The following is a 19,818-nucleotide window of genomic DNA, read 5'->3' as shown; positions in this document are numbered from 1 at the left end:
TGTGACGACCGTCGCTGACCTCGAAGTCCTGTTCCGTGCGAACGTCGACGACGTCGAGGCCGCCGACAAGCAGGTCGTCGCGATCGGCAAGAAGATCGAGGCGAACCCGATCCAGGTGAAAGCCGACGCGAAAGATGCCCTCGCAGGCATGGAGCGCGTCGAGGGCGCCGCGAAGCGCCTCGTCTCGGCCGACACGATCGTCAAGCTCGACGCCGACATCGACAAGGCGAAGGCAGGCATCGACCGCACGAAGGCACGGCTCGAAGACCTGCAGGTGAAGGCCGACGCGGGTCTCGACGTCGCCGCCGACACCCGGCGCGCCACGTCCCAGCTGCAGCGTCTCGAGCGCTCTCTGAAGGGCCTCGAGGACGCGCGCAGCAAGATCGAGGTGGACGCGGACGTCGAGGGCGCGCTGAAGGATCTGGCACGGGTGCGCGCAGCCGAGCGCACGGTGTCTGCCGACGTCGTCGCGAAGGTCGACGCGGACATCACGTTCGCGCAGAAGAACGTCACCCGAATCCAGGCACAGCTCGAGGTGCTGCGGTCGCAGACCCCGACCCCGAAGGTTCTCGTCGACATCTCCCGCGCCGAGGGGCAACTCGACACCGCGAAGCGCAAGCTCGAGCAGCTCACCGGCGCGCGCGCATCGATGAAGGTCGACGCCGATACCTCGGCCGCGGAGTCGGCCTTGAAGCAGGTCGGTGGCGTCGCTGACAAGGCCGGCACCGACGCCGGGCGCTCGTTCACCGGATCGCTGGACGCCGCAACCCGCGGCGCCGGTGAGAAGGTCGGCGAAGCCGTCGGCGCGGGCGTCGAGGACACCCTCATCAAGGCGCTCGCCGCGATCCCCGTCGCGGGCGGGATCGTGCTCGGCGGAGTCGCGATCGGCAAGGCGATCACCGGAGCAATCCAGGACGGCCTGAACGTCGAGAAGTCGATGGACCGGCTCGCGGCGCTGACCGGACTCGGAGACGCCGACGCTCAGCGCATCGCACGCGCCGCCGGAGAGGCCTACGCGAACACGTTCGGCGACTCGATCGAGTCGAACATGGACACCGCCCGCCTCGCGCTGCAGTTCAGGATCATCGACCCGAAGAGCACGACACGGGACGCGCAGGAGGTTGTGCAGGGTCTCGCAGGCATCGCCGACGTGCTCGGCGAGGACGTGCGTCCGGTCGCCACGGCCGTCACGCAGCTCCTTCGGACCGGGCTCGCGAAGAGCGCGAAGGACGCGTTCGACCTGCTCGCCGCCGGCGCGCGCAACGGCGTGAACGCGTCCGAGGACATGCTCGACACCCTGACCGAGTACCCGGCGCTCTTCCAGCGGCTCGGTCTGTCCGGTCCCGAGGCCCTCGGCCTGATCAACCAGGGGCTGAAGGCTGGCGCGCGCAACAGCGACCTCGCTGCGGATGCTCTGAAGGAGTTCCAGATCCGCGCGACCGACGGGTCCACCCTGTCCGCACAGGGGTTCGAGAAGGTCGGCCTCTCCGCGGAGGAGATGACCGCGAAGATCGCCGCCGGCGGCGACGGCGCCCGCGAGGGCCTCGCCCAGGTGCTCGACGGACTGCATGCGATCGAGGATCCGGTGCAGCGCAATGCCGCAGCAGTAGCCCTGTTCGGAACGCAGGCCGAGGATCTCGGAAACGCGCTGTTCGCGATGGATCTGTCTTCCGCAGTGGACCAGCTCGACGGCGTCACCGGTGCCGCGAAGCGCATGTTCGACACTCTGAGCGACAACGACGCGACGAAGATCGAGCGGGCGCAGCGGAACATCGAGGTCGCTGCCGACGGAATCAAGGCGGCACTGGCCGCAGCCTTCTCCGAGCCACTGGGTGACCTCGCCGACTGGGTGTCCGAGAACCGCGGCCCCCTCACACAGTTCCTCCTCGACCTCGCCACCGGCGCGATCGAGTTCGGCAAGGCGACTGTGAACGCAGCGGCGGACGGCACGGAAGCCTTCGGCGAGTTCGTGTCTGGTCCGGTGGCGTCAGTGGTCGAGGGCATTCGGTCCATCGTCAAGGCGATGAACCCGTTCGCTGACACCACCGACCTCGACAAGACGATCGAGGGACTGAAGGGGTTCAAGGACGGCGCCGCCAAGGCCGCCGACGGAATCCGCGACAGCCTACTCCCGAAGCTCGACGAGGCGAAGACCAAGCTTCTCGAGTGGGGCGACCCGGTCGTCAAGCTCGGGTTCCTCAACGACGCGAGTCTGCGACTCGCGCGCAGCCTCGACGAGGTCGGCGTGGCCGCCGACGGATCGAAGGTCGGGCTTGACACGTTCGATCTTGCGAACCTCTCGGCGACCGAGAACGGGAGACTGCTGGAAGGGCAGATCCGCGCTTCGATCGGAGCGCTCGGCGAGCAGGTTGCTGCGGCCGGAGCGGCGGGCGAGACGCAGTCGCAGCTCGCCGCACGGTACAGCGAGGGCGAGCAGGCGCTCTACCAGCAACTGCGGGCCATGGGGCTCACTGACCAGCAGGCGTGGACGCTGATCGAGACCTATAGCAACGTGCCTGCGGTGAAGGCGACCGACATCCAGTCGAACGCGCCGCAGAAGACGGTCGAGGTCGACGGGCTGTCGTGGAGCATCACTCGTCTTCCCGACAAGTCCGTGCAGATCAGCGTCGTCGGGAACGCGATCGAGCAGATCCAAGCCGTGAACGCCGAGCTTCAGAATCTCCCGCAATACCGGGGGATTACCGTCGGCGTGAACGGCGGCGTGTCCGGTCTGGCGAACGGCGCGATCATGGAGTTCTACGCAGGCGGCGGAGTCCGCGATCGCTCACTCACACCGATGCGCCCCATTGCGCAGATGGTGCCGGCGAACACCTGGAGGGTCGTGGGCGACCGGCCGGACGTGCCGGAGGCGTACATCCCGCTGGACGGGTCGTCCCGATCGCTCGCGATCCTCTACGAGGCCATGCGGCGGATGGGCGTGTCCACGCCCGACGGCACCGCGGGAACGGTCTCGTCGGGCGCTCAGATCACCCAGACGTTCACGGGACCGTTCTACGGGTTCGACCCGTCGGACGTCGGGCGTGAGGCGCGCGACAAGCTGGCGCAACTGCTGGCGACCCTGTAGGAGGCCTGATGGTGCTCATCCTCGCGTCCCCGGTGGTCGCGCCGATCGACGACGTGCCCCAGGCATCGGCGAGAGAGATGACGTGGACCGGTTGGGACGGGTCCGTGTGGCGGCTCACCGGGCGCGCGGCGACGATACCGCGGCTCATGCCCGGCGTGAAGGGGCTGCACTTCCCGCCCATGTCGGTGTTCACGTCCGGTACTCCGCTGGTGCCCGGCGTCGACCTCATGGGCTACTCGGCGCAGGGGCGGCCGGTGTTCTGGCCGCTCCTGTTCCGGGCGCCCAGCGTCGACGTATGGGCCGAGCAGTACGCCGCGTTCTTCGACTCGTTCCACCCGGTGAAGCCAGGCGTCTGGCGGGTGGGGTCGGGGACGGATGCGCGCGAGCTCGAGCTGACCGGCACGTTCGACGGGTCGATTCCGTTCGAGCACGACCCGTTCATGACCGGTCTCGCGAAGATCGGCCTCGAACTGTTCGCGGCGCGGCCGCTGTGGCGCGGGGAGCCGATCCGCGAGACATTCGGCGCAGAGGGCACGAACCCGCCGTTCATCGACCCGGCGACGTTGGGGCCGCCATTCCACATCTCGGCGACGGGCACGGTCACCACCGCGCAGATCACGAATCCGGGTGACGAGCCCGCCTATCTGCGATGGACCGCCAACGGCACCGGCGACTCGCTGCTCATGGGCGTCGGCGAGGCGATCATCGACGTGCCGTTCGCCGTCCCAGACGGTTCCGTGCTGATCGTGGACACAGACCCGCGCGCAACGCTCGCCACGCTCGACGGCGTCGACGTGACCCGCGAGCTCGGCTTCCAGATGTTCGCGCCGGTCCCCGCCAAGGGCACGACGGACCTGACGATCCTCGTCGACTCGGGATCGGTGACCGCGGAGATCATCCCGCAGTACTGGCGGGCATTCTGAGGAGGATCCGTGCGGACGAGCCATCTGATCGGCGTGCTCACCGACAACGCCGGCGGATTCGTCCGGCAGTTCCTGCCGTCGAAGTCCGCGGTCACGCTGCGCGCCTTCGCCGCGTCGACGGCATTCCTGACGGTCCCGGACTCGAGCCCGCTCATGCGCGACGTGATCGAGACCGACGGGGCACGCTGCCAGGTCTGGATGACGACGCTCGAGGGCCCTCACCTGACGCGACGGAAGCTGCTCGAGGGGCGCGTGAAGTCGCCGCGTGGCGAGGCCCCGTTCGGCACCGTCACGGTGCCCGTGGTCGACGACCTGGCGCTGCTCGACACGCTCCTCGGGTGGCAGGATCCATCGGCGGCGATCACGGCGCAGGCGGTCGAGTACGCCGTGTACACGGGGCCAGCAGAGACGCGGGTGAAGGCGGCAGTCGCCGCGAACGCCGCGCGGTTCGGTTTGCCATGGGATGTCGTGCCGACGCGAGGGGAGGGCACCGACGGACGGCTCGAGCTGCGCATGCACAAGCTGTCCGAGAAGGTGCTCCCGATCTTGCAGGCAGAGCGCCTTGTGCCGTCGCTGGTGCGGCAGCCGACGGGGCGCTGGCTGTTCGACATCGTCAGACCTGACGCGCTCGCCCGCCCGCTGACGGCGATGTCGGGCGTGCTCGGCTCCTGGTCGTGGGTATTGGACCCCGACGAGGCGACCGACGTTGTCGTCGGCGGCCGCGGGGAGGGCACGGCACGCGAGTTCCTGACCGTGTCCGATGCGGCCCGCCGTACCCGGGTCGGCTACCCGCTCGAGGTGTTCGTGGACGCGAAGCAGACCGAGGAAGGCGCCGACATCACGCCGTCCGGGCTGGACAAGCTCGCCGAGACGGGCGCGAAGGCCGGCTTCACCGCCGTGCTCCGCGAGGCGTCCTGGTTCACCTTCCCGGACGCATATCAGGAAGGCACGCGGGTGCCTGTGCAGGTCGGCGGGCTGGATGTCGACGACGTGATCTCACAGATCGACATCACCGCGGATCCGTCGTCGGGGCTCACGGTGACGCCCCGCATCGGTCTTGCGGTCGACGACCCGCAGGAACGTCTTGTCGGTGCGGTGAAGAGACTTGCGGTCGCCGTGGGCGCCGCGGAAAGGCGGTAGGTCGTGGTGACGACGAGCAAGGGATACGCGGGCAGCATGACCGCGGCGGACGTAGCGGAGTGGGCGCCGCGCGTCGGGCAGTCGCGCTACGGCGTCGACAGCGGTAGCGACTGGAAGGTCACCGCCGCCCCCGGCACCCGGAACGTGCAGATCGCCGCGGGCCGCGGGTGGGGCTACGGCGTCGTCGACGACGTCTCCGCGCCGACTGTACTCGCGCTCGCCGCGGCCGTGTCCGGCGTGCGCTGGTGGCTGATCGTCGCGCACCGCGACTGGGCGACCGGAGCGACGGACTTCCGCGCGATCGACGCGGGCGCGACGGCCGGGATTCCCACGCGCGACGAGACGCCGGGAGTGAAGGACGACCAGCCGCTCGCGTTGGTACGCGTCGGAACCGGGGCCGCGATCGCCGAGATCCGCGATCTCCGCGTGGTCGGCACCGACGGCGGAGCACAGGTGTTCGACGAGCTCGCCCTGACGTATCTGACCAAAATCGGCACGACGGTGCGACTCGGGAACATCGAATGGCACCGATACCTCGACAGCACCGGCGCCCCGAAGTGGGAAAAGCGGGACATCACCCCGGACACCGGGTGGGTCGAGGGCATTCGCAACGGCGGGTGGTCCTGGTACCACTTCCAGGTGCGTCGCATCGGCGGCATCGTCTACGGGCGCGCATCCGCGGCACGTGGCGTCGGATGGTCGCCTGGCAACGAGCTCGGCATCATCCCGGTTGGCTTCCGCCCCGACGAGGGGCTCGCCGTTGTCAACGTCTGGGGCGGTACCGGTCGCGGATTCAACATCGGCATCGACGGGCGCATCCTCGCGGACATGGCTTCGGCGACGAACGGGGTCACGATCGCGTGGTCCTACCCGGCGGCAGGCTGAGGACGGGGGAACAGGTGTTCATCGACTACTTCCCGGCTGTCCCGGCGATCGACTTCGCAACCGGCAACGTGGTGCCCGCGGCGGAGGCGCAGGTCTACGCCCGCACCGACACCACACACACGACCCCGCTGCCGCTCACCGACCTCAACGGGATCCCGTTCCCGGGGAACATCCTGAAGGCGGGCCCGACGGGCATCTTCCCCGACTTCCTCTGCACGGGTTACACCGAGGTCACCGCGGTCTCGGGCACGCTCACGACGCCGATCGAGTCATACCTCGGACGGCTGATGCGGGTGCTGCCCGACCCGGTGACGCTCGCCGAGGGGGCCACGATCGTGGCGCGCTCGGGCGTGTACGTCGGCGAGACGCCGGTCGGCGCCGACATCCGCCACGACGCGGTCGTGACCACGGGGACGCTCGCCGTCTACGCGAACGGCGTCGGCACAGTCCTGATGCGACCGTCCTACGCGCTCGTGGCCGTGACCGTGAACCGCGCCTGCAGGGTGCGCCTCTACGCGTCGACCGCGCAGCGCGACGCGGACGTGACACGGCCGCGCGGGACGGACCCGGACCCCACCCTGAACCACGGCCTGATGGTCGATCTCGCGTTCTCCGCGGCCGGATCCCGAGTCATGGCGCCGAGCGTGTTCGGATCCGTGGTCCCGTACGGCCCCAATGTGCCGTGGACCGTCACCAACCTCGACGCGACCGGCCCCGCCGTCGTCCAGGTCACCCTCACGTACATGCGAATCGAACAGTAAGGACTGGTCATGGCCTACATCACGAACACGATCACCTCCGCGAACCCGGGGCTCGACCTGCACACGGCGATGGCGTCGGCGCTGACCACCGCCGGCTACACGCTCGTCGACACGGTCGTGATCTCGACGCGCACGCACAAAGTCTGGAAGTGCCCCGCCGCGAACAACACGGCCGGGCTCGACTGGTACCTCGACATCGCATACCCGACCACCGGCAACGGCAACATGAGCATCCTGCCGTTCGAGTCGTACGACCCCGCGACGCACCTGGCTCTGCGTGGCATCATCGCCTCGGGCTCAACCACGATCGACGCGACGACGTTCTCCGTCAACGGGGCAACATCCGCGGCGCTCGAGTCCGCGAGCAACTGCCTTCATGCGGGGAACGCAGTGGCTGGCAACCAGCTGGTGCTCACGACGTCGTCGTTCGGGTACTGGATCAGCATCACGGGGAACCGGGTGATCGCCCTGACGTCCGCTGACCCGACTTTCGTGGTCTACGCGGGCATGCATTCGCCGTCCGGCGCGCACGCGACGGCCGCTGGAGCGAAGCTGTTCCCGCTCATCTTCGCGAAGATCAACGCGTTCAGCGCGAACTCAACGTCGACCAATGCTCCGTCATCCACAGCCTGCGGGCTGACCCGCCTTCCGCAGTTGTCGTCGCTGACCAGCACAGGGTGGCGCTATCAGCTTCAGGCCGCGTCCGCGTTCCCTCTCGCTGCGCTGCCGCAGATTCCCTCGGGCGCGACCGGTGCGTTCCCGCTGGCGACGTCCCCGATCCTCGCAATCGCTGGTATCGCCGACCTCACGCAGGGTGCCCAGGGTTGGTGGGGCACCTTCTACGATCTGATGCTCGTCAACGCCGCGGCGACGGTCTCCCGCGGGGACACCATCACGATCGGCACAGACAACTGCGTCCTGACCAACCAGAGCTCCAACTACGCGCTGGCGTTCAAGGCTCTGTGAGATGGCTGCCTACGGTGCTGTCACCGCGCTCATCGGCCCGGCCGCGTCGTCAGTGGCCGCCTTCGGGGCACGCGTCGCGGGCATCGGACTCGTCACGGGGCCCGTGATCGCGACACCCCAGATGGTGCCGCTGATCGCGTCGTCGTTCTACACGATCGCGGGAACACAGTCATCGGGTCGGGTCGTCCCGATCTGGGGGCAGATCTTCCCCCGCGGCGACAACCAGTGGTGACCCGCCGCTGACCAACACATCGAGGGTCGTCCCTAATCGCGGGGGCGGCCTTCGTCGTTCCCGAAAGGACACCACGCCCATGGGCTATCTGACTCCGGCCGACGTGCCGATCTCCGAAAACTGGTTCGACCACCGCGCGCGCGGTTCGCTCGAGCCGGGAACCGACTACGGGACCGCGTACGGGACGCCGCTGCGCGCACCCGCGAGCGGGAAGGTCATCGGCGCCGACTGGTCGACCTGCGGCGAGGCCGGGCGACGACTGACGATGCTGCTCGACGACGGCCGCATGGTCGACTGGATCCACCTCTCGGAGATTTGGGTGAACGTCGGCGACCGCTTCGATCGAGGGGCTCTGATCGCGAAGTCTGGCGCGTCCCGCCGCTGCCTCGAGTGGGGTGTCGGCCCGCACGTGCACGTCACGCTCCGCGCCGACCAGTGGCGGCCGTTCGCGGACACCCTCAACTTCGAGGATTACGTCGACGGCGCCGGCGATGCGGGTGGCACGGAGGATGCGCGCCTGTTCCTGGAATCCCTCGGCTACGACACTGGCGGCCCCGGCTGGGGGCCGGTGTGCGACGCGTGCGCGAAGGACTTCCAGGCATCCGTGGGGCTCGTCGCGGACGGGATCTGGGGGCCGAACACGACCGCCGTGCAGCGGACGATCGAAGGCGGCCGCAACGCGACCGACGTCCCGACGGATCGTGTGCAGAGGGCTCTCGCCGATGCCGGGTTCAACCCGGGGCCGATCGACAACGACTGGGGCAACAAGACCTCCCGGGCCCTGTTCCAGTGGCAGGGCGCTAAGGGCCTGCAGCAGGACGCGATCTTCGGTCCCGCCTCGGCCGCGCAGCTGCTCCCGTCGACGCCGGTCGAGTCGGACTGGAACCTCACCGACCGCCCCACCGCGGACATCCAGCGCGTCGTCGGCGCGACCCCGGACGGTGACCACGGTCCCGACACGGACGCCAAGATTCGCGCCTGGCAGACCGCCAAGGGCATCGACGCGGACGGGATCTGGGGCCGAACCTCCGACGGGCTCGCGTTCCCGCCCGAGGGCATGAAGGCGTTCGGCGTCGACTTCTCCGAGGCGCGCCCGACACCCGCGACCCTCAAGGCCCGTGGCGTGGCGTTCGTGCCCCGCTACCTCTGGAACCCGCTGTACCAGGACGGGCGGATCAACAAGGGCATCAGCGCCGCCGAGCACCAGGGGTACATGGACGCGGGGATTGCGGTGCCGCTGATCTACGAGGAGGACGGTACCGAGCTCAAGGGTGGGTACGCCGCGGGCGTGAAGGCCGCCCAGGAGGCCGAGCGACACCGCCTGCGCGAGGGGATCCCGGCCCGCCCGGTGTACTTCAACGTCGACTACGACGCCCCCGAGGCGGACCACCCGGCGATCCTCGCAGCGCTCGATGGCGCCGCGACCGTGATCGGCCTGCAGCGCGTGGGCCTGTACGGGCCGTACGGGATCATCCGGGCCGCGTTCAACGCCGGGAAGATCGCGTTCGGCATGCAGTGCTTCGCCTGGTCGCAGGGCCAGTGGGATCCGCGCGCGCAGCTGCGGCAGTGGTCGAACGGGCAGTGGGGCAACAGCGTCGACTTCCAGTGGGCGATGGCCGCCGAGTACGGGCAGACGCCGGTGCAGGTCGTCCCGCCGGTCGACCCGAAGCCTGACCCCGAGCCGGAGCCGCCGACGGACCTGTCCGGGATCATGAAGCTCCTGCAGCAGATCCTCGACCTGCTGAAGCGGTGGTTCGGGGGTGCGAAGTGAGCGACGCCGAGATCTTCCACGAGCACGGCCCCGACGGGGTGTGCTTCTGGTGTCCCGGGTGTGACCAGGCTCACTGCGTCAGCAGCCAGTGGGCGATCGACCGGGACACGTTGACGCTCTCGCCTTCGGTGCTCGTCGGCGGCGTCCAGTGGCCCGCCGACGCTGCGTTCTACAAGCCGAAGCACGCCGGGATCTCTGACGGCGAGCGGACCACCTGCCACTCGTTCGTCACCGCGGGCCGGATCCAATTCCTCGCCGACTCCACGCACGCGCTCGCGGGACAGACCGTTGATCTGCCCGAGTGGCCGATCGGGAGGCCGTGATGATCGAGGACGGGATCCCGGAGCAGCTGCGGTTCTGCCCTCACCGGATCGGCCGTGACGATGCGTGTGCGAAGCCGTTCGGACACGAGCCGCCGCACGAGCCGCTCGTGCTCACCGAGACGGAGTGGGCGCACCGGAACCCGCGGAACGCGCAGCACGCGCGTCGCCGCCCGCAGCACTTCGCGCGAGGCGAGCTGCTCGCCGGTGGGGCGCTGTGCGCCGTCGTGCTCGGCGCGATCGTCGGCATTGCCCTGGCGGTGCACAGATGAACCCCGACGACGTCGTAGCCGTGCTGGGTGCCAGCGCGGGCGTCCTGGTTCCGGTCGCTGCGATCATCGGCGCCCTCGGCGGCTACTGGGCCGCGGAGCGGAAGTCTCGCCGGGAGGCGGCCGTAGCGGAGGCGAACGCTGTCGCGGCCGCCTCGACGGCGGAGAGCAGTGCGCAGGACCGGCTCATCGACCAGCTGCAGGAGGAGCTCGGCCGCTACCGCGACGAGAACGACCAGCGCGTGAACAGGCTCGAGGAGAAGGTCGAAGACCTCACCGAGGAGAACCGCGGGTACCGCGCGTTCATCGGCGTGCAGCGCGACCACATGGCCGCGCACGGCATTCCTCTTCCCGACTGGCCCGAGGGCCTTCCCAGATAGGAGCATCATGAACCGCATCTGGTTCCCGAATCAGCGGTGGATTCGCACCGCCGTGCAGGTCATCCTCGCCGCGATCACGCTGCTCGGCATCATCGTGGCAGTGGCGCCGAAGATCCTGGACGCGATCGACGAGGTGATCCCGGCCCCCGCGGTCGTCTGGCTCGCCGGCGCGATCGCGACCCTTGCGAGTATCAGCGCGATCATCTCGCGCATCATGGCGATCCCTGCGGTCGACCAGTGGCTCAAGAGGTTCGGCGCGGGATCCGCCCCGGCCGGCGCGATCGTGCACACGGACTTCGACGGCACCCCTGTTCCGATGACCCGCCGCCAGTACCGCGCCATGATCGACGGCGCCGACACCTACGACCCGCACTGACGCATCGAATAGCCCCGCTCTCTTCGGAGGGCGGGGCTATCCGTCGTCCCCGAGCCGGACAGCGGATCCCCACACCCAGCACCGATACCGGACGTCGTCGATCGCGAACTCGATCCCAGCCGCGTCAGGCGTTGTTCGGACGACGCTGCACGTCACGTACGCCGGCGTGGTTCCGAATCGGACCCAGGCGTGCGCGCGTGCGGGCCGCGGGTAGACCGTCATCGGTACCTCGTCGAGGCGCAGTTCTCCGCGCGTGAGCGTCTGCAGCTCGCCCTGCGTAACGACGGAGTTGGCCAGGTGCCGGTCGTGTGCGCGGCGTTCCATCGACGCACCGAATCGCCCACCGACCGTTCCCACGCGAACGAGCGTAGGCCGCGGCGCGGACATCGCCCTCTGCCCGGCGGAGCGAATCTAGCGTGCGAACGCGCGGGCGACGAGCCAGACGACGCCGCCGAGCAGCGCGCACGCGACCAGCCCGAGCACGAACCAGATCGGCGTGCCGGAGAGCACCGCCAACCAAACCGCCACGGCGACGGAGGCGACGGCCCAAACGGCCCAGAAGATGCGCCATGGTCGAGACATGGGCTCACAGTAGCAGCCGACCGTAGAACGGCCCCCAGCGTTCTGCTGGGGGCCGTTCTGCTCGGCTCAGGCGGCGTGCCGCCCGGCGGGTGGGCGGCCGGAGTGCCGCGGGACGGTCCTGCCGGGGAGCACGGCGAGCGCCTCGCGGCGGTCCTCGTCGAGCACTTCGGTGTAGCGGGCGGTGGTCTTGAGCGACGCGTGCCGCATGAGTTCCTGCACGGCGCGGATGTTCGCCCCGCGCCGCACGAGCTCTGTCCCGAAGCTGTGGCGCAGCGAGTGTCCGGTGAGTGCCTTGTCGGCGATCTGCGCGCGTTCGCGGGCGTCGTGGAGGAGGTCGCTGACGGACTGGCCGCGGATGTGGCCGGCGCGGCCGCGGCGCGCGGGGAACCAGTAGCCGTCGCCCATCTGCGGGACGAGCTCGCGGATCACGTCGTGCAGGGGCAGATAGTCGGTGCGGCCGCCCTTGCCGAGCACCTTGATCGTGCCGGCGTGCAGGTCGAAGTCGTCGGCGTGGACGGCGGCGATCTCCGACGCGCGCAGCCCCTGGTAGTGGCCGAGCAGGATCATGACCCGTGTGCGCCGGTAGGCGCCGCTGTCGAGCAGCGCGTCGATCTGCTGCGCCGAGTAGGGGCGGGGCTTCGCGGTGGGTACCTTGACGACCGGGAGGCGCATCGCCGGGTTGTCAGGGCGGAGGCCTTCGGCGTGCAGGAAGCTGTAGAACGCGAGGAACGTCCCTCGGGTGCTGGCTCGGGTCGAGGCGGCGATGTCTTCCCGGCCGACCTCGCGGCGCAGGTGGAAGACGGTAGCGTCGAGGAGCGTGGTGTCCTGGCGTTGCGCGAACGACCGCAGGATCGATGCGCGTGTGCTGATCGTCCTGGGTGCGCGGTTCCCCGCGCGCTGGTAGTCGGCGAACATCGTCAGGACGTCGTTGTCTGTGATGTGCATGTGGTGCAGCCCTCCGGTTTCGTAAGACCCTCTCCCCAACCCTGAAGCTAGGGATTAGCTGAGAGTCGCCGCGACGACCGCCACGCCCAACAATCGGGGTTGGGTCTGGTGCATGTCGTTCAACGGTCGTTGACGCTCTGATCCGCTATGCCGTGATGGGGTCGACCGTCACGGTGTAGCCGGAGCGGAGCAGGCGCGCGACGACGCCCTCGGCGCAGTACGCGCACCGGAGCTCGTCGACGCCGTCCGCTTCGGGGTGGGTGGCACGGATCCGACGCTCCGCCGGCACCTCGGCGCCGTCGTGGTCGCTGTTCGGGCACGGTGCGCCCTCGGACGCGGTGCGGGCGTGGCGTGCGGCCTCGTAGGCAGCGAGCGCTGCCTGAGCGTCGCGGGTCGCGGCGGCGTACTCGATCGCCTGCGGGCTGTCGTCGTTCACGACGACGAGCGCGAGGTATGCCGCGTGCTGCCGGTCGCTGGCGGCCGTGAGAGCGGCCCAGGCCGCGTCCTCGCGGGCATGCAGGTCGTCGCGGGTGGTGGTCGTGTTCATGATGTCCTCCGGTGTGGTCGTGTGGGTCTGGGGGTGCAGGGTGGAGTGCACGGGGCATGCGGTGTCGGTGCAGTCGACGACGCACGCGCCGTGACACCCGAAGCAGATCTGCAGCTCGTCGAAGTCGAAGCCGTACTCGAGGCCGGACCCGTCGCAGGACGGGCACCAGTGCTGGCCAAGGCCGAGCTCGGCGGGCGGGTCGCCGGCGATGAAGGAACCGTCGCCGCAGTCGATGATGGTGGCCATTAGTCGTTCACCGCCCGGAGCGCGCGGCGCTCGGTGAGGCTGACGACAGGGGCCAGCGTGGCGCGGTCACGGCCGCCGCGACGGGGGATCAACCTCCGGACGTTGGTACCGTAGGTCGCAGGTTCGATTCCTGTCGGGGGCACGTATTCCGACGAAGGGCCGCCCGACTGGGCGGCCCTTCGTCGTGTCGCGATGCCGATGCGATCGGGTGCGCCGGCGTCAGCGCCCGGGCGCCCACGGTGTCGCGCGGGGCGGGGCGACGGACTCGCGCTCGACGAGGCGCGTTCCCACGATGATCTCGCCGTCGGCGTGACGGCCGAAGGCGTCGTCGGTGCGGCTCAGGGCGAGGCGGACGCTCTCGCGACCCATGTCCTCGAGCGGCACGTGCACGGTGGTGAGCTTGGGGGTGAGCTCGCTGGACTGCGGGATGTCGTCGTAGCCGACGAGCGAGATGTCCTCGGGCACGCGCACGCCGCGCGCGGTCATCGCGTCCAGCGCGCCGGCCGCGACGAGGTCGTTCGCTGCGAACACCGCAGTGATCCCCGGGTTCGCATCGAGGATGTCTCCCATGGTCGCGTGCCCGAATCGACGTCCGAACGCCCCCTGGTGCACGAGCTCGGGGGGCACGTCGTAGCCGTGCGACTGCATGGCCCGGCGGAAGCCCGCCAGCCGTGCGACGCTCGTGGAGAGCCCGATCGGGCCGCCGAGGTAGAGGATCCGGCGATGGCCCTGGGCGATCAGATGCTGGGTCACCGCGAAGGCCCCGCCCTCGTTGTCATAGCCGACGATCTTGGTGGGCGCCTGCTCTCCCACCGAGGGGCGGCCGCACAGCACGAGCGTCGACCCGATGCCCGCCAGCGTCCGCGCGCGCTCCGCCATCCGGCGTCGGGCGCGGGGGTCGTCGTAGCCCCCGCCGACGACGATCACGGCGTCCGTGCGCTGACTGATCATGCGATCGATGAGCTCGATCTCACGATCGACGTCGCCCTGCGAGGCGGCGACGATGCAGAGCCGGCCCGTGGTGGAGGCCTCCTGCTCGACGCCGCGCACGATGTAGGAGAAGAAGGGGTCGACCAGGTCGTTCACGATGATGCCGACGCTGTGCGTCGCCGAGCTCGCCAGCGCCCTGGCGTGCGCGTTCGCCGTGTAGCCGAGGTCTTCGATGGCTCGGTTCACGGTGTCCCGCGTGGCCTGCGCGACCGGATAGTTGCCGTTGAGCACACGGGAGACGGTGGCCGAGGAGACACCCGCCCGCTCGGCGACATCGGACATGGTCACGGTGTGCGCGGTGCCCACCGTGGCGCGGTCGTCCTGTGTCGTCATCCCATCCTCCGTTCGTGGGCCGGCGGCCCGCTTCCTCACGTCGTGTCCTTCTCGGATCAGGCGGTGTACGCCAGCTCGTCGGCGCGGAGCTCATGCGCGAGGATCCCTCGACCAACGTACTGCTCTACCTCGCGCACGGCCGAGTCGCCCAGCCGGTGGATCTCATTGCCCAGCGCGCCCGCGATGTGCGGCGTGACCACCACGTTCGGCAGGGCGTACAGCGGCGAATCCGCCGGCAGCGGCTCCGGATCCGTCACGTCGAGATACGCGTCGAGGCGTCCGCTCACGAGCTCCGCGGACAGCGCGTCCGTGTCGATGAGGGCACCACGGGCCGTGTTCACGATGAGGGCGCCGTCGTGCAGCAGCGAGAGCTCCTGCGCGCCGATGATCCTGCGTGTGTCCGGCGTGCTCGGGGCGTGCAGCGTGAGCACGTCGCTGCGGCGGCACATCTCGGCGAGGGAGACGGCTTCCACGCCGAGTCGCGCGGCCTCCTCGGTGGACAGATAGGGATCGCAGACGAGGATCCGCGCATCCAGCCGGGACAGCAGTGCGATGACCTCGCGCCCGACCCTGGAGGCGCCCAGGATTCCGATCGTGACGCCGTTCGTCCCGATCGGGGGGATGCCGTCGACGGTGCGATGCCGGCGAGTGGTGCGCAGCTGATGTGCGAAGCGGCTCGCGCGCTTGAGTCCGAACACGATCGCCGCGAGCGTGAACTCCGCCACCGGTGTGGCATTGGCCGCCGCCGCCGTGCTCACCCGGATGCCCCGCGCGAACGCCTCGGCGTCGAGGAACGTCTTCACGGTGCCGGCGGTGTGCACCACCGCTTCGAGCCGGGGGGCGAGATCGAGCACGCGTGCATCGATACGCGGCGCGCCCCAGCCCGTCAGCATGACGCGGGCCCCTTGCAGTGCATCCAGGGCCGCGGGGGCGGTGAAGTCCGTGATCGGAAGCGGCCCCACGATCTGCACCGTGTCCCGCAACCGGGTCAGGGCCTCGGCGGTGAACACCTCCAAGAAGGAGTCCTCCGCCATGACGACCACGGCGGCGGGGCGGGCGGTCGAGGGCTTGTGATCCACGGTGATCCTTTCGTTCTGCATCCAGATAGTAAGCGCATACTATGCGTTCCGTCCAGCCTGATGCGAAACCGGAGCGTGTGAATCCCTTCAAATTCAATGTTTCAGTGAAATCGAGGTGCAGCGTTGACACTCGTAGATCCGTCGGGTACGTTCGCAGCACAGCAAGCGCTTTCTAGCTCTTGCGGAGAACCGATGAAGTTTCCCCGTCGCAGGTCGAGGTCGAAGATGAGCAGTTACAGCGAGCCGCTCGTGCAGAGCACGACGACTCCGGTCGATGGCGCAGCGGACCGGCAGTCCCCGAGGTCGGCCTCGAAGGCGCGTCGCCGTGCCGCCGCCGTCGGCGTCCCGGTGCACCGCAAGCGCAGTCTCTGGGAGCGCATCAAGCGCGACAAGGTGATGCTCCTGCTGATCGCGCCGGGATTCCTGTACTTCGTGGTGTTCCACTGGCTGCCGCTGCCGGGCAACATCGTCGCCTTCGAGGACTACCAGCCGTACCTCGGCTTCATCGACAGCGCCTGGGTCGGCTTCGACAACTTCGTGAAGATCTTCGCGGATCCGACGTTCTGGCAGGCATTGCGCAACACCCTGGTGATCACCGGCCTGCAGCTCGTGCTGTTCTTCCCGATCCCGATCGTGCTGGCCCTGCTGCTGAACAGCATCATGTCCAACCGGATCCGCAAGTTCGTGCAGAGCGTCGTCTACCTGCCGCACTTCCTCGGCTGGGTGATCATCGTGTCGATCTTCGGTCAGGTGCTCGGCGCCACCGGCGTGGTGCCGCATCTCATGCAGGCGCTGGGGCTGCAGCCCTTCGAGGCGATGACCACGCCGTGGTTCTTCCCATTCCTGGTCTCCATCCAGTCCGCATGGAAGGACGCCGGCTGGGGAACGATCATCTTCCTCGCGGCCCTCATGAACATCGACCAGGAGCTGTACGAGGCCGCGGCCGTGGACGGCGCCGGCCCCTGGCAGCGCATGAAGACGATCACCATCCCCGGGATCATGCCGGTGATCATCCTGCTCCTGATCCTGAATCTGGGCAGCATCCTCTCGGTCGGCTTCGAGCAGATCGTGCTGCAGCGCGACAACGTCGGCGCGGGTGCCGGTGAGGTGCTCGACACCTGGGTCTACTACCACGGCATCCAGAACGGGCAATGGGGCCCGGCCGCGGCCGTGGGTCTCGTGAAGGGCGTCGTGGGCCTCGCGCTCGTGCTCGGCGCCAACAAGGTCGCTCATCTGTTCGGCCAGGAAGGGGTGTACTCCAGTGGCAAGTGACGTGCAGCTGACGACCAGGGCGGTCGTCATGCCCCGTACCCGACGCAGGAGCCGCAGTACGGACTCGGCGCGGCCGGCCTGGATGGAGAAGCCCAGCCGTCTCGGCATCACGGGCAAGGTCGTGGTGGTCACGCTGATCTGCGCGGCGACGATCTATCCGTTCCTCACGGTGATCTCGACCAGCCTCTCGGACAGCACCGACATCGCGAACGCCAACGGCCTGGTGCTCTTCCCGCTGCACCCGACGTTCGCCGCCTACGAGACGATCTTCTCCGGCGGCATCGTGACCTCCGCGCTCGTGCGCAGCATGCTCATCACCGTGATCGGCACGCTGTGCTCGCTCGCCGCGACCGTCGGCATGGCCTACGGGCTCTCCCGTCGCGATCTCGCATTCGGCAAGTTCATCCTGCTGACGGCCCTGTTCACCATGCTGTTCACCCCCGGCATCATCCCGAGCTTCCTCATGGTCAAGCAGCTCGGTCTGCTCGGCAGCTACGCGGCGCTGGTGCTGCCCACCCTGATCTCCGCGTTCAACCTCGTGGTCGTCCGCTCGTTCTTCATGGGGCTGCCGCAGGAGCTCTTCGAGGCGGCGCGGATCGACGGCGCCGGCGACTTCCGGATCCTCGTCAAGATCGTGCTGCCGCTGTCCAAGGGCGTGCTGGCCGTGGTCGGCCTGTTCTACGCGGTGGCCTACTGGAACGCGTTCTTCAACGCGATGCTCTACCTGAACAGCGACATGTGGCCGTTGTCGATGATCCTGCGCCAGTACGTGCTGCTGGGGTCGCCGCTCGACACGGCCTCGGTCGGCGAGATCTCCGCGCCGTCCCAGGCGATCCAGATGGCCGTCGTCGTGATCAGCGTCATCCCGATCCTGCTCGTCTACCCGTTCCTGCAGAAGTACTTCACCAAGGGCGTCCTCACCGGCGCCGTCAAGGGCTGAAGCCCGCTCCACCCGATCGATCCACCCTGCACAGAAAGGAGCCCATCGTGGCTCTCGAAACGAACCGGCGGACCTTCCTGTCCTTCGCCGCCCTCAGCGTCCTCGGCGTCGTCACCGCGGGCTCGCTCGCCGGATGCGGCACGAAGGGCGCGCTCAACGCCTCCGCCGCCTCGGCCTCGGTGCTGCCGAAGTACATCCCCCTGAACGGCGCCACGCCGGATCTCGCCGGAACCGCGGAGGGCGTCCCCGCGGCCTTCTTCAACTATCCGGCCAAGCCGTTCCGCTCGGTGCCGGCGCCGTTCCTCAAGGGGCAGAAGATCACCGCGATCACGAACATCTTCGGCCCGCCGCCCACGCCGACCGCCTCGAACCCGGCCTGGCAGGAGATCAACAAGCGCCTCGGCGGCACAGTGGACATCACCGCCGTCTCCAGCGACGACTACGACACCAAGCTCAACACCGTGATCGCCGGCGGTGACATGCCCGACCTGATGCTCAACGACGGTGCGGCCATCGCCGACATCATCGGCTTCCTGGAGTCCGCCTGCCAGGACCTCACCCCGTTCCTCGCGGGCGACAAGTCCAAGGACTACCCGAACCTGGCGAACATCCCGCAGGCGTTCTGGAAGCCGACCGTGCAGAACGGCAAGCTCTACGGCATCCCGATCCCGCGCGGCATGACCGGCGGATCCGGGTTCATCAACCAGACGTTCTTCGAGGCCGCCGGTGTCACGGACACCTCGACGATCAAGAACGCCGACGACTACCTCGCTCTCGCCAAGCAGCTCACCGGAGCGAACCGATGGGCGCTGGGCAGCACCAAATTCGGCCTGATCCCGTTCGAGCACATCTTCCACGTGCCGTACAACTGGACGATGAAGAGCGGCAAGCTCGTGAAGGACATCGAGACGCCGGAGTACCTGGAGATGGTCAGCTTCGTGCAGAAGCTCTACGCCGCCGGCTGCTTCGCGCCCGGCAGCGAGGGCTGGACCAAATCGCAGATGTCGAACGCGTTCATCTCGGGCCAGGTCGCGCAGATCTACGACGGACTGCCGGCGTTCGGCAAGCCGGGCGGTTACCAGCAGACCGTCCCTGCCGCGAACCCTGCTAACAAGGTCGCCCCGTTCATCCCGTTCAGCGCCACGGGCGGGAAGGCCACGGTGTGGCTGGACAACATCGACTTCGCCTGGACCATGGTGAAGAAGGGCAGCGTGGACCACATCAAGCAGGTGCTGCAGGTCGCGAACTTCCTCGCCGCGCCGTTCGGCAGCGAGGAGTACCTCCTCATGAACTACGGTGCCGAGGGCACCGACTACGCCCGCGACGGTAAGGGCAACCCGATCCCGACCCCGGCGGCGGCCTTGAACACGGCCGTGCCGTGGAAGTACCTGGCCGCGGGCCCCAACACGCTGTACTCGCCGCAGTTCCCCGATGCCATCAAGGTGCTGCACGACGCGTACGCGAAGCTCGTCCCCATCGGCGTCGCGGATCCGACGATGGGTCTGTTCAGCCCGACCAACGCGAAGCAGGGGCTCACGATCGCCAAGCCCGTCTCGGATGCGGTGACCAACTTCATCGCAGGGCGTGGTTCGCTGGACGATGTGAAGGGCGCGATCTCGACGTGGAAGAGCGCGGGCGGAGACGCCATCCGTGCCGAGTTCCAGAAGGCGCTGAGCGGCGCGACGGCCAGCCCGTCCCCGAGCGCCTGAGTCGCAGCGGATCCGTGGACGCGGGAGAGGGCAGCGGGGGAGAGGGAACCGTGAGGGAAGACATCTC

Annotated in this window: 21 protein-coding genes; 15 read left to right on the top strand and 6 right to left on the bottom strand. The window is 68.8% G+C overall.

All coding sequences use genetic code 11. The annotated features are described in order from the left end of the window. Nucleotide 1 precedes the first annotated feature (1 nt). The 12 genes from ACFWCK_RS11210 (at nucleotide 2) to ACFWCK_RS11155 (ending at nucleotide 11,108) form a co-directional block, all read left to right on the top strand. Nucleotides 2-3,085 carry a phage tail tape measure protein gene (locus tag ACFWCK_RS11210; RefSeq protein WP_378805867.1) on the top strand — a complete coding sequence of 1,028 codons (3,084 nt, stop codon included), beginning with the start codon at nucleotides 2-4 and terminating at the stop codon, nucleotides 3,083-3,085. 8 nt (nucleotides 3,086-3,093) lie between these two features. Beyond that, nucleotides 3,094-4,008 carry a hypothetical protein gene (locus ACFWCK_RS11205; protein WP_378805866.1) on the top strand — a complete coding sequence of 305 codons (915 nt, stop codon included), beginning with the start codon at nucleotides 3,094-3,096 and terminating at the stop codon, nucleotides 4,006-4,008. Between the two features lie 9 nt (nucleotides 4,009-4,017). Next, complete coding sequence (locus ACFWCK_RS11200) at nucleotides 4,018-5,148, top strand: hypothetical protein (protein WP_378805865.1); 1,131 nt, start codon at nucleotides 4,018-4,020, stop codon at nucleotides 5,146-5,148. Nucleotides 5,149-5,184: 36 nt separating this feature from the next. Beyond that, nucleotides 5,185-6,033 carry a hypothetical protein gene (locus ACFWCK_RS11195; RefSeq protein WP_378805864.1) on the top strand — a complete coding sequence of 283 codons (849 nt, stop codon included), beginning with the start codon at nucleotides 5,185-5,187 and terminating at the stop codon, nucleotides 6,031-6,033. 14 nt (nucleotides 6,034-6,047) lie between these two features. Further along, complete coding sequence (locus ACFWCK_RS11190) at nucleotides 6,048-6,794, top strand: hypothetical protein (RefSeq protein WP_378805862.1); 747 nt, start codon at nucleotides 6,048-6,050, stop codon at nucleotides 6,792-6,794. A 9-nt stretch (nucleotides 6,795-6,803) separates the two neighbouring features. Next, nucleotides 6,804-7,760: a hypothetical protein gene (locus tag ACFWCK_RS11185; RefSeq protein ID WP_378805860.1), complete on the top strand. Its 957-nt coding sequence runs from the start codon at nucleotides 6,804-6,806 to the stop codon at nucleotides 7,758-7,760. 1 nt (nucleotide 7,761) lies between these two features. Then, nucleotides 7,762-7,992, top strand: coding sequence for a hypothetical protein (locus tag ACFWCK_RS11180; protein WP_378805859.1), 231 nt, complete (start codon nucleotides 7,762-7,764; stop codon nucleotides 7,990-7,992). Nucleotides 7,993-8,071: 79 nt separating this feature from the next. Next, nucleotides 8,072-9,763: a peptidoglycan-binding protein gene (locus tag ACFWCK_RS11175; protein WP_378805858.1), complete on the top strand. Its 1,692-nt coding sequence runs from the start codon at nucleotides 8,072-8,074 to the stop codon at nucleotides 9,761-9,763. Next, nucleotides 9,760-10,086, top strand: a complete 327-nt coding sequence (locus ACFWCK_RS11170; RefSeq protein ID WP_378805857.1) for a hypothetical protein — start codon at nucleotides 9,760-9,762, stop codon at nucleotides 10,084-10,086. The genes ACFWCK_RS11175 and ACFWCK_RS11170 overlap by 4 nt, the downstream gene beginning before the upstream one ends. Next, the gene (locus ACFWCK_RS11165; protein WP_378805856.1) at nucleotides 10,065-10,355 is read left to right on the top strand and encodes a hypothetical protein; all 291 of its coding nucleotides are present in this window, start codon (nucleotides 10,065-10,067) and stop codon (nucleotides 10,353-10,355) included. Before ACFWCK_RS11170 ends, ACFWCK_RS11165 begins: the two co-directional genes overlap by 22 nt. Further along, nucleotides 10,352-10,732: a hypothetical protein gene (locus tag ACFWCK_RS11160; protein WP_378805855.1), complete on the top strand. Its 381-nt coding sequence runs from the start codon at nucleotides 10,352-10,354 to the stop codon at nucleotides 10,730-10,732. Before ACFWCK_RS11165 ends, ACFWCK_RS11160 begins: the two co-directional genes overlap by 4 nt. A gap of 7 nt (nucleotides 10,733-10,739) precedes the next feature. After that, nucleotides 10,740-11,108, top strand: a complete 369-nt coding sequence (locus ACFWCK_RS11155; protein WP_378805854.1) for a hypothetical protein — start codon at nucleotides 10,740-10,742, stop codon at nucleotides 11,106-11,108. A gap of 36 nt (nucleotides 11,109-11,144) precedes the next feature. Here ACFWCK_RS11155 and ACFWCK_RS11150 read toward each other — a convergent pair whose 3' ends face one another. From ACFWCK_RS11150 to ACFWCK_RS11125, 6 genes are all read right to left on the bottom strand, one after another. Next, complete coding sequence (locus tag ACFWCK_RS11150) at nucleotides 11,145-11,432, bottom strand: hypothetical protein (protein ID WP_378805853.1); 288 nt, start codon at nucleotides 11,430-11,432, stop codon at nucleotides 11,145-11,147. A gap of 87 nt (nucleotides 11,433-11,519) precedes the next feature. Then, nucleotides 11,520-11,690: a hypothetical protein gene (locus tag ACFWCK_RS11145; protein ID WP_378805852.1), complete on the bottom strand. Its 171-nt coding sequence runs from the start codon at nucleotides 11,688-11,690 to the stop codon at nucleotides 11,520-11,522. 66 nt (nucleotides 11,691-11,756) lie between these two features. Next, nucleotides 11,757-12,635 (bottom strand): tyrosine-type recombinase/integrase, encoded by an 879-nt coding sequence (locus tag ACFWCK_RS11140; protein WP_378805851.1) that lies wholly within the window; start codon nucleotides 12,633-12,635, stop codon nucleotides 11,757-11,759. A gap of 145 nt (nucleotides 12,636-12,780) precedes the next feature. Continuing rightward, complete coding sequence (locus ACFWCK_RS11135) at nucleotides 12,781-13,428, bottom strand: hypothetical protein (RefSeq protein ID WP_378805850.1); 648 nt, start codon at nucleotides 13,426-13,428, stop codon at nucleotides 12,781-12,783. A 219-nt stretch (nucleotides 13,429-13,647) separates the two neighbouring features. Further along, nucleotides 13,648-14,751 (bottom strand): LacI family DNA-binding transcriptional regulator, encoded by a 1,104-nt coding sequence (locus tag ACFWCK_RS11130; RefSeq protein ID WP_378805849.1) that lies wholly within the window; start codon nucleotides 14,749-14,751, stop codon nucleotides 13,648-13,650. 56 nt (nucleotides 14,752-14,807) lie between these two features. Then, entirely contained in the window at nucleotides 14,808-15,851 is a 1,044-nt protein-coding gene (locus ACFWCK_RS11125; protein ID WP_378805848.1) for a hydroxyacid dehydrogenase, read from the bottom strand. A 204-nt stretch (nucleotides 15,852-16,055) separates the two neighbouring features. Here ACFWCK_RS11125 and ACFWCK_RS11120 point away from each other — a divergent pair, with 204 nt between their 5' ends. The 3 genes from ACFWCK_RS11120 to ACFWCK_RS11110 all read left to right on the top strand — a co-directional run bounded on the left by ACFWCK_RS11120 (nucleotide 16,056) and on the right by ACFWCK_RS11110 (nucleotide 19,751). Further along, nucleotides 16,056-17,102 (top strand): sugar ABC transporter permease, encoded by a 1,047-nt coding sequence (locus ACFWCK_RS11120; RefSeq protein ID WP_233310666.1) that lies wholly within the window; start codon nucleotides 16,056-16,058, stop codon nucleotides 17,100-17,102. Nucleotides 17,103-17,184: 82 nt separating this feature from the next. Next, a complete protein-coding gene (locus ACFWCK_RS11115) occupies nucleotides 17,185-18,042 on the top strand; it encodes a carbohydrate ABC transporter permease (RefSeq protein ID WP_267920698.1) in 858 nt (285 codons plus the stop codon). A gap of 47 nt (nucleotides 18,043-18,089) precedes the next feature. Further along, nucleotides 18,090-19,751 (top strand): extracellular solute-binding protein, encoded by a 1,662-nt coding sequence (locus tag ACFWCK_RS11110; RefSeq protein ID WP_378805847.1) that lies wholly within the window; start codon nucleotides 18,090-18,092, stop codon nucleotides 19,749-19,751. Nucleotides 19,752-19,818: the final 67 nt, after the last annotated feature.

Origin of the sequence: Microbacterium sp. NPDC060117, from assembly GCF_042729315.1 — a bacterium.
Classification (GTDB): domain Bacteria; phylum Actinomycetota; class Actinomycetes; order Actinomycetales; family Microbacteriaceae; genus Microbacterium.
The sequence above is the reverse complement of the archived record's forward strand: the minus strand, read 5'-3'. Positions and strand labels throughout refer to the sequence as shown.

What these genes read in the sequence shown, in the direction of transcription:
- ACFWCK_RS11205 (WP_378805866.1), top strand. Translation starts at nt 3,094, where the DNA reads ATGGTGCTCATCCTCGCGTCCCCGGTGGTCGCGCCGATCGACGACGTG.
- ACFWCK_RS11195 (WP_378805864.1), top strand. Translation starts at nt 5,185, where the DNA reads ATGACCGCGGCGGACGTAGCGGAGTGGGCGCCGCGCGTCGGGCAGTCG.
- ACFWCK_RS11185 (WP_378805860.1), top strand. Translation starts at nt 6,804, where the DNA reads ATGGCCTACATCACGAACACGATCACCTCCGCGAACCCGGGGCTCGAC.
- ACFWCK_RS11180 (WP_378805859.1), top strand. Translation starts at nt 7,762, where the DNA reads ATGGCTGCCTACGGTGCTGTCACCGCGCTCATCGGCCCGGCCGCGTCG.
- ACFWCK_RS11175 (WP_378805858.1), top strand. Translation starts at nt 8,072, where the DNA reads ATGGGCTATCTGACTCCGGCCGACGTGCCGATCTCCGAAAACTGGTTC.
- ACFWCK_RS11160 (WP_378805855.1), top strand. Translation starts at nt 10,352, where the DNA reads ATGAACCCCGACGACGTCGTAGCCGTGCTGGGTGCCAGCGCGGGCGTC.
- ACFWCK_RS11155 (WP_378805854.1), top strand. Translation starts at nt 10,740, where the DNA reads ATGAACCGCATCTGGTTCCCGAATCAGCGGTGGATTCGCACCGCCGTG.
- ACFWCK_RS11150 (WP_378805853.1), bottom strand. Translation starts at nt 11,432, where the DNA reads ATGGAACGCCGCGCACACGACCGGCACCTGGCCAACTCCGTCGTTACG.
- ACFWCK_RS11145 (WP_378805852.1), bottom strand. Translation starts at nt 11,690, where the DNA reads ATGTCTCGACCATGGCGCATCTTCTGGGCCGTTTGGGCCGTCGCCTCC.
- ACFWCK_RS11140 (WP_378805851.1), bottom strand. Translation starts at nt 12,635, where the DNA reads ATGCACATCACAGACAACGACGTCCTGACGATGTTCGCCGACTACCAG.
- ACFWCK_RS11135 (WP_378805850.1), bottom strand. Translation starts at nt 13,428, where the DNA reads ATGGCCACCATCATCGACTGCGGCGACGGTTCCTTCATCGCCGGCGAC.
- ACFWCK_RS11130 (WP_378805849.1), bottom strand. Translation starts at nt 14,751, where the DNA reads ATGACGACACAGGACGACCGCGCCACGGTGGGCACCGCGCACACCGTG.
- ACFWCK_RS11125 (WP_378805848.1), bottom strand. Translation starts at nt 15,851, where the DNA reads ATGCAGAACGAAAGGATCACCGTGGATCACAAGCCCTCGACCGCCCGC.
- ACFWCK_RS11120 (WP_233310666.1), top strand. Translation starts at nt 16,056, where the DNA reads ATGAGCAGTTACAGCGAGCCGCTCGTGCAGAGCACGACGACTCCGGTC.
- ACFWCK_RS11115 (WP_267920698.1), top strand. Translation starts at nt 17,185, where the DNA reads ATGGAGAAGCCCAGCCGTCTCGGCATCACGGGCAAGGTCGTGGTGGTC.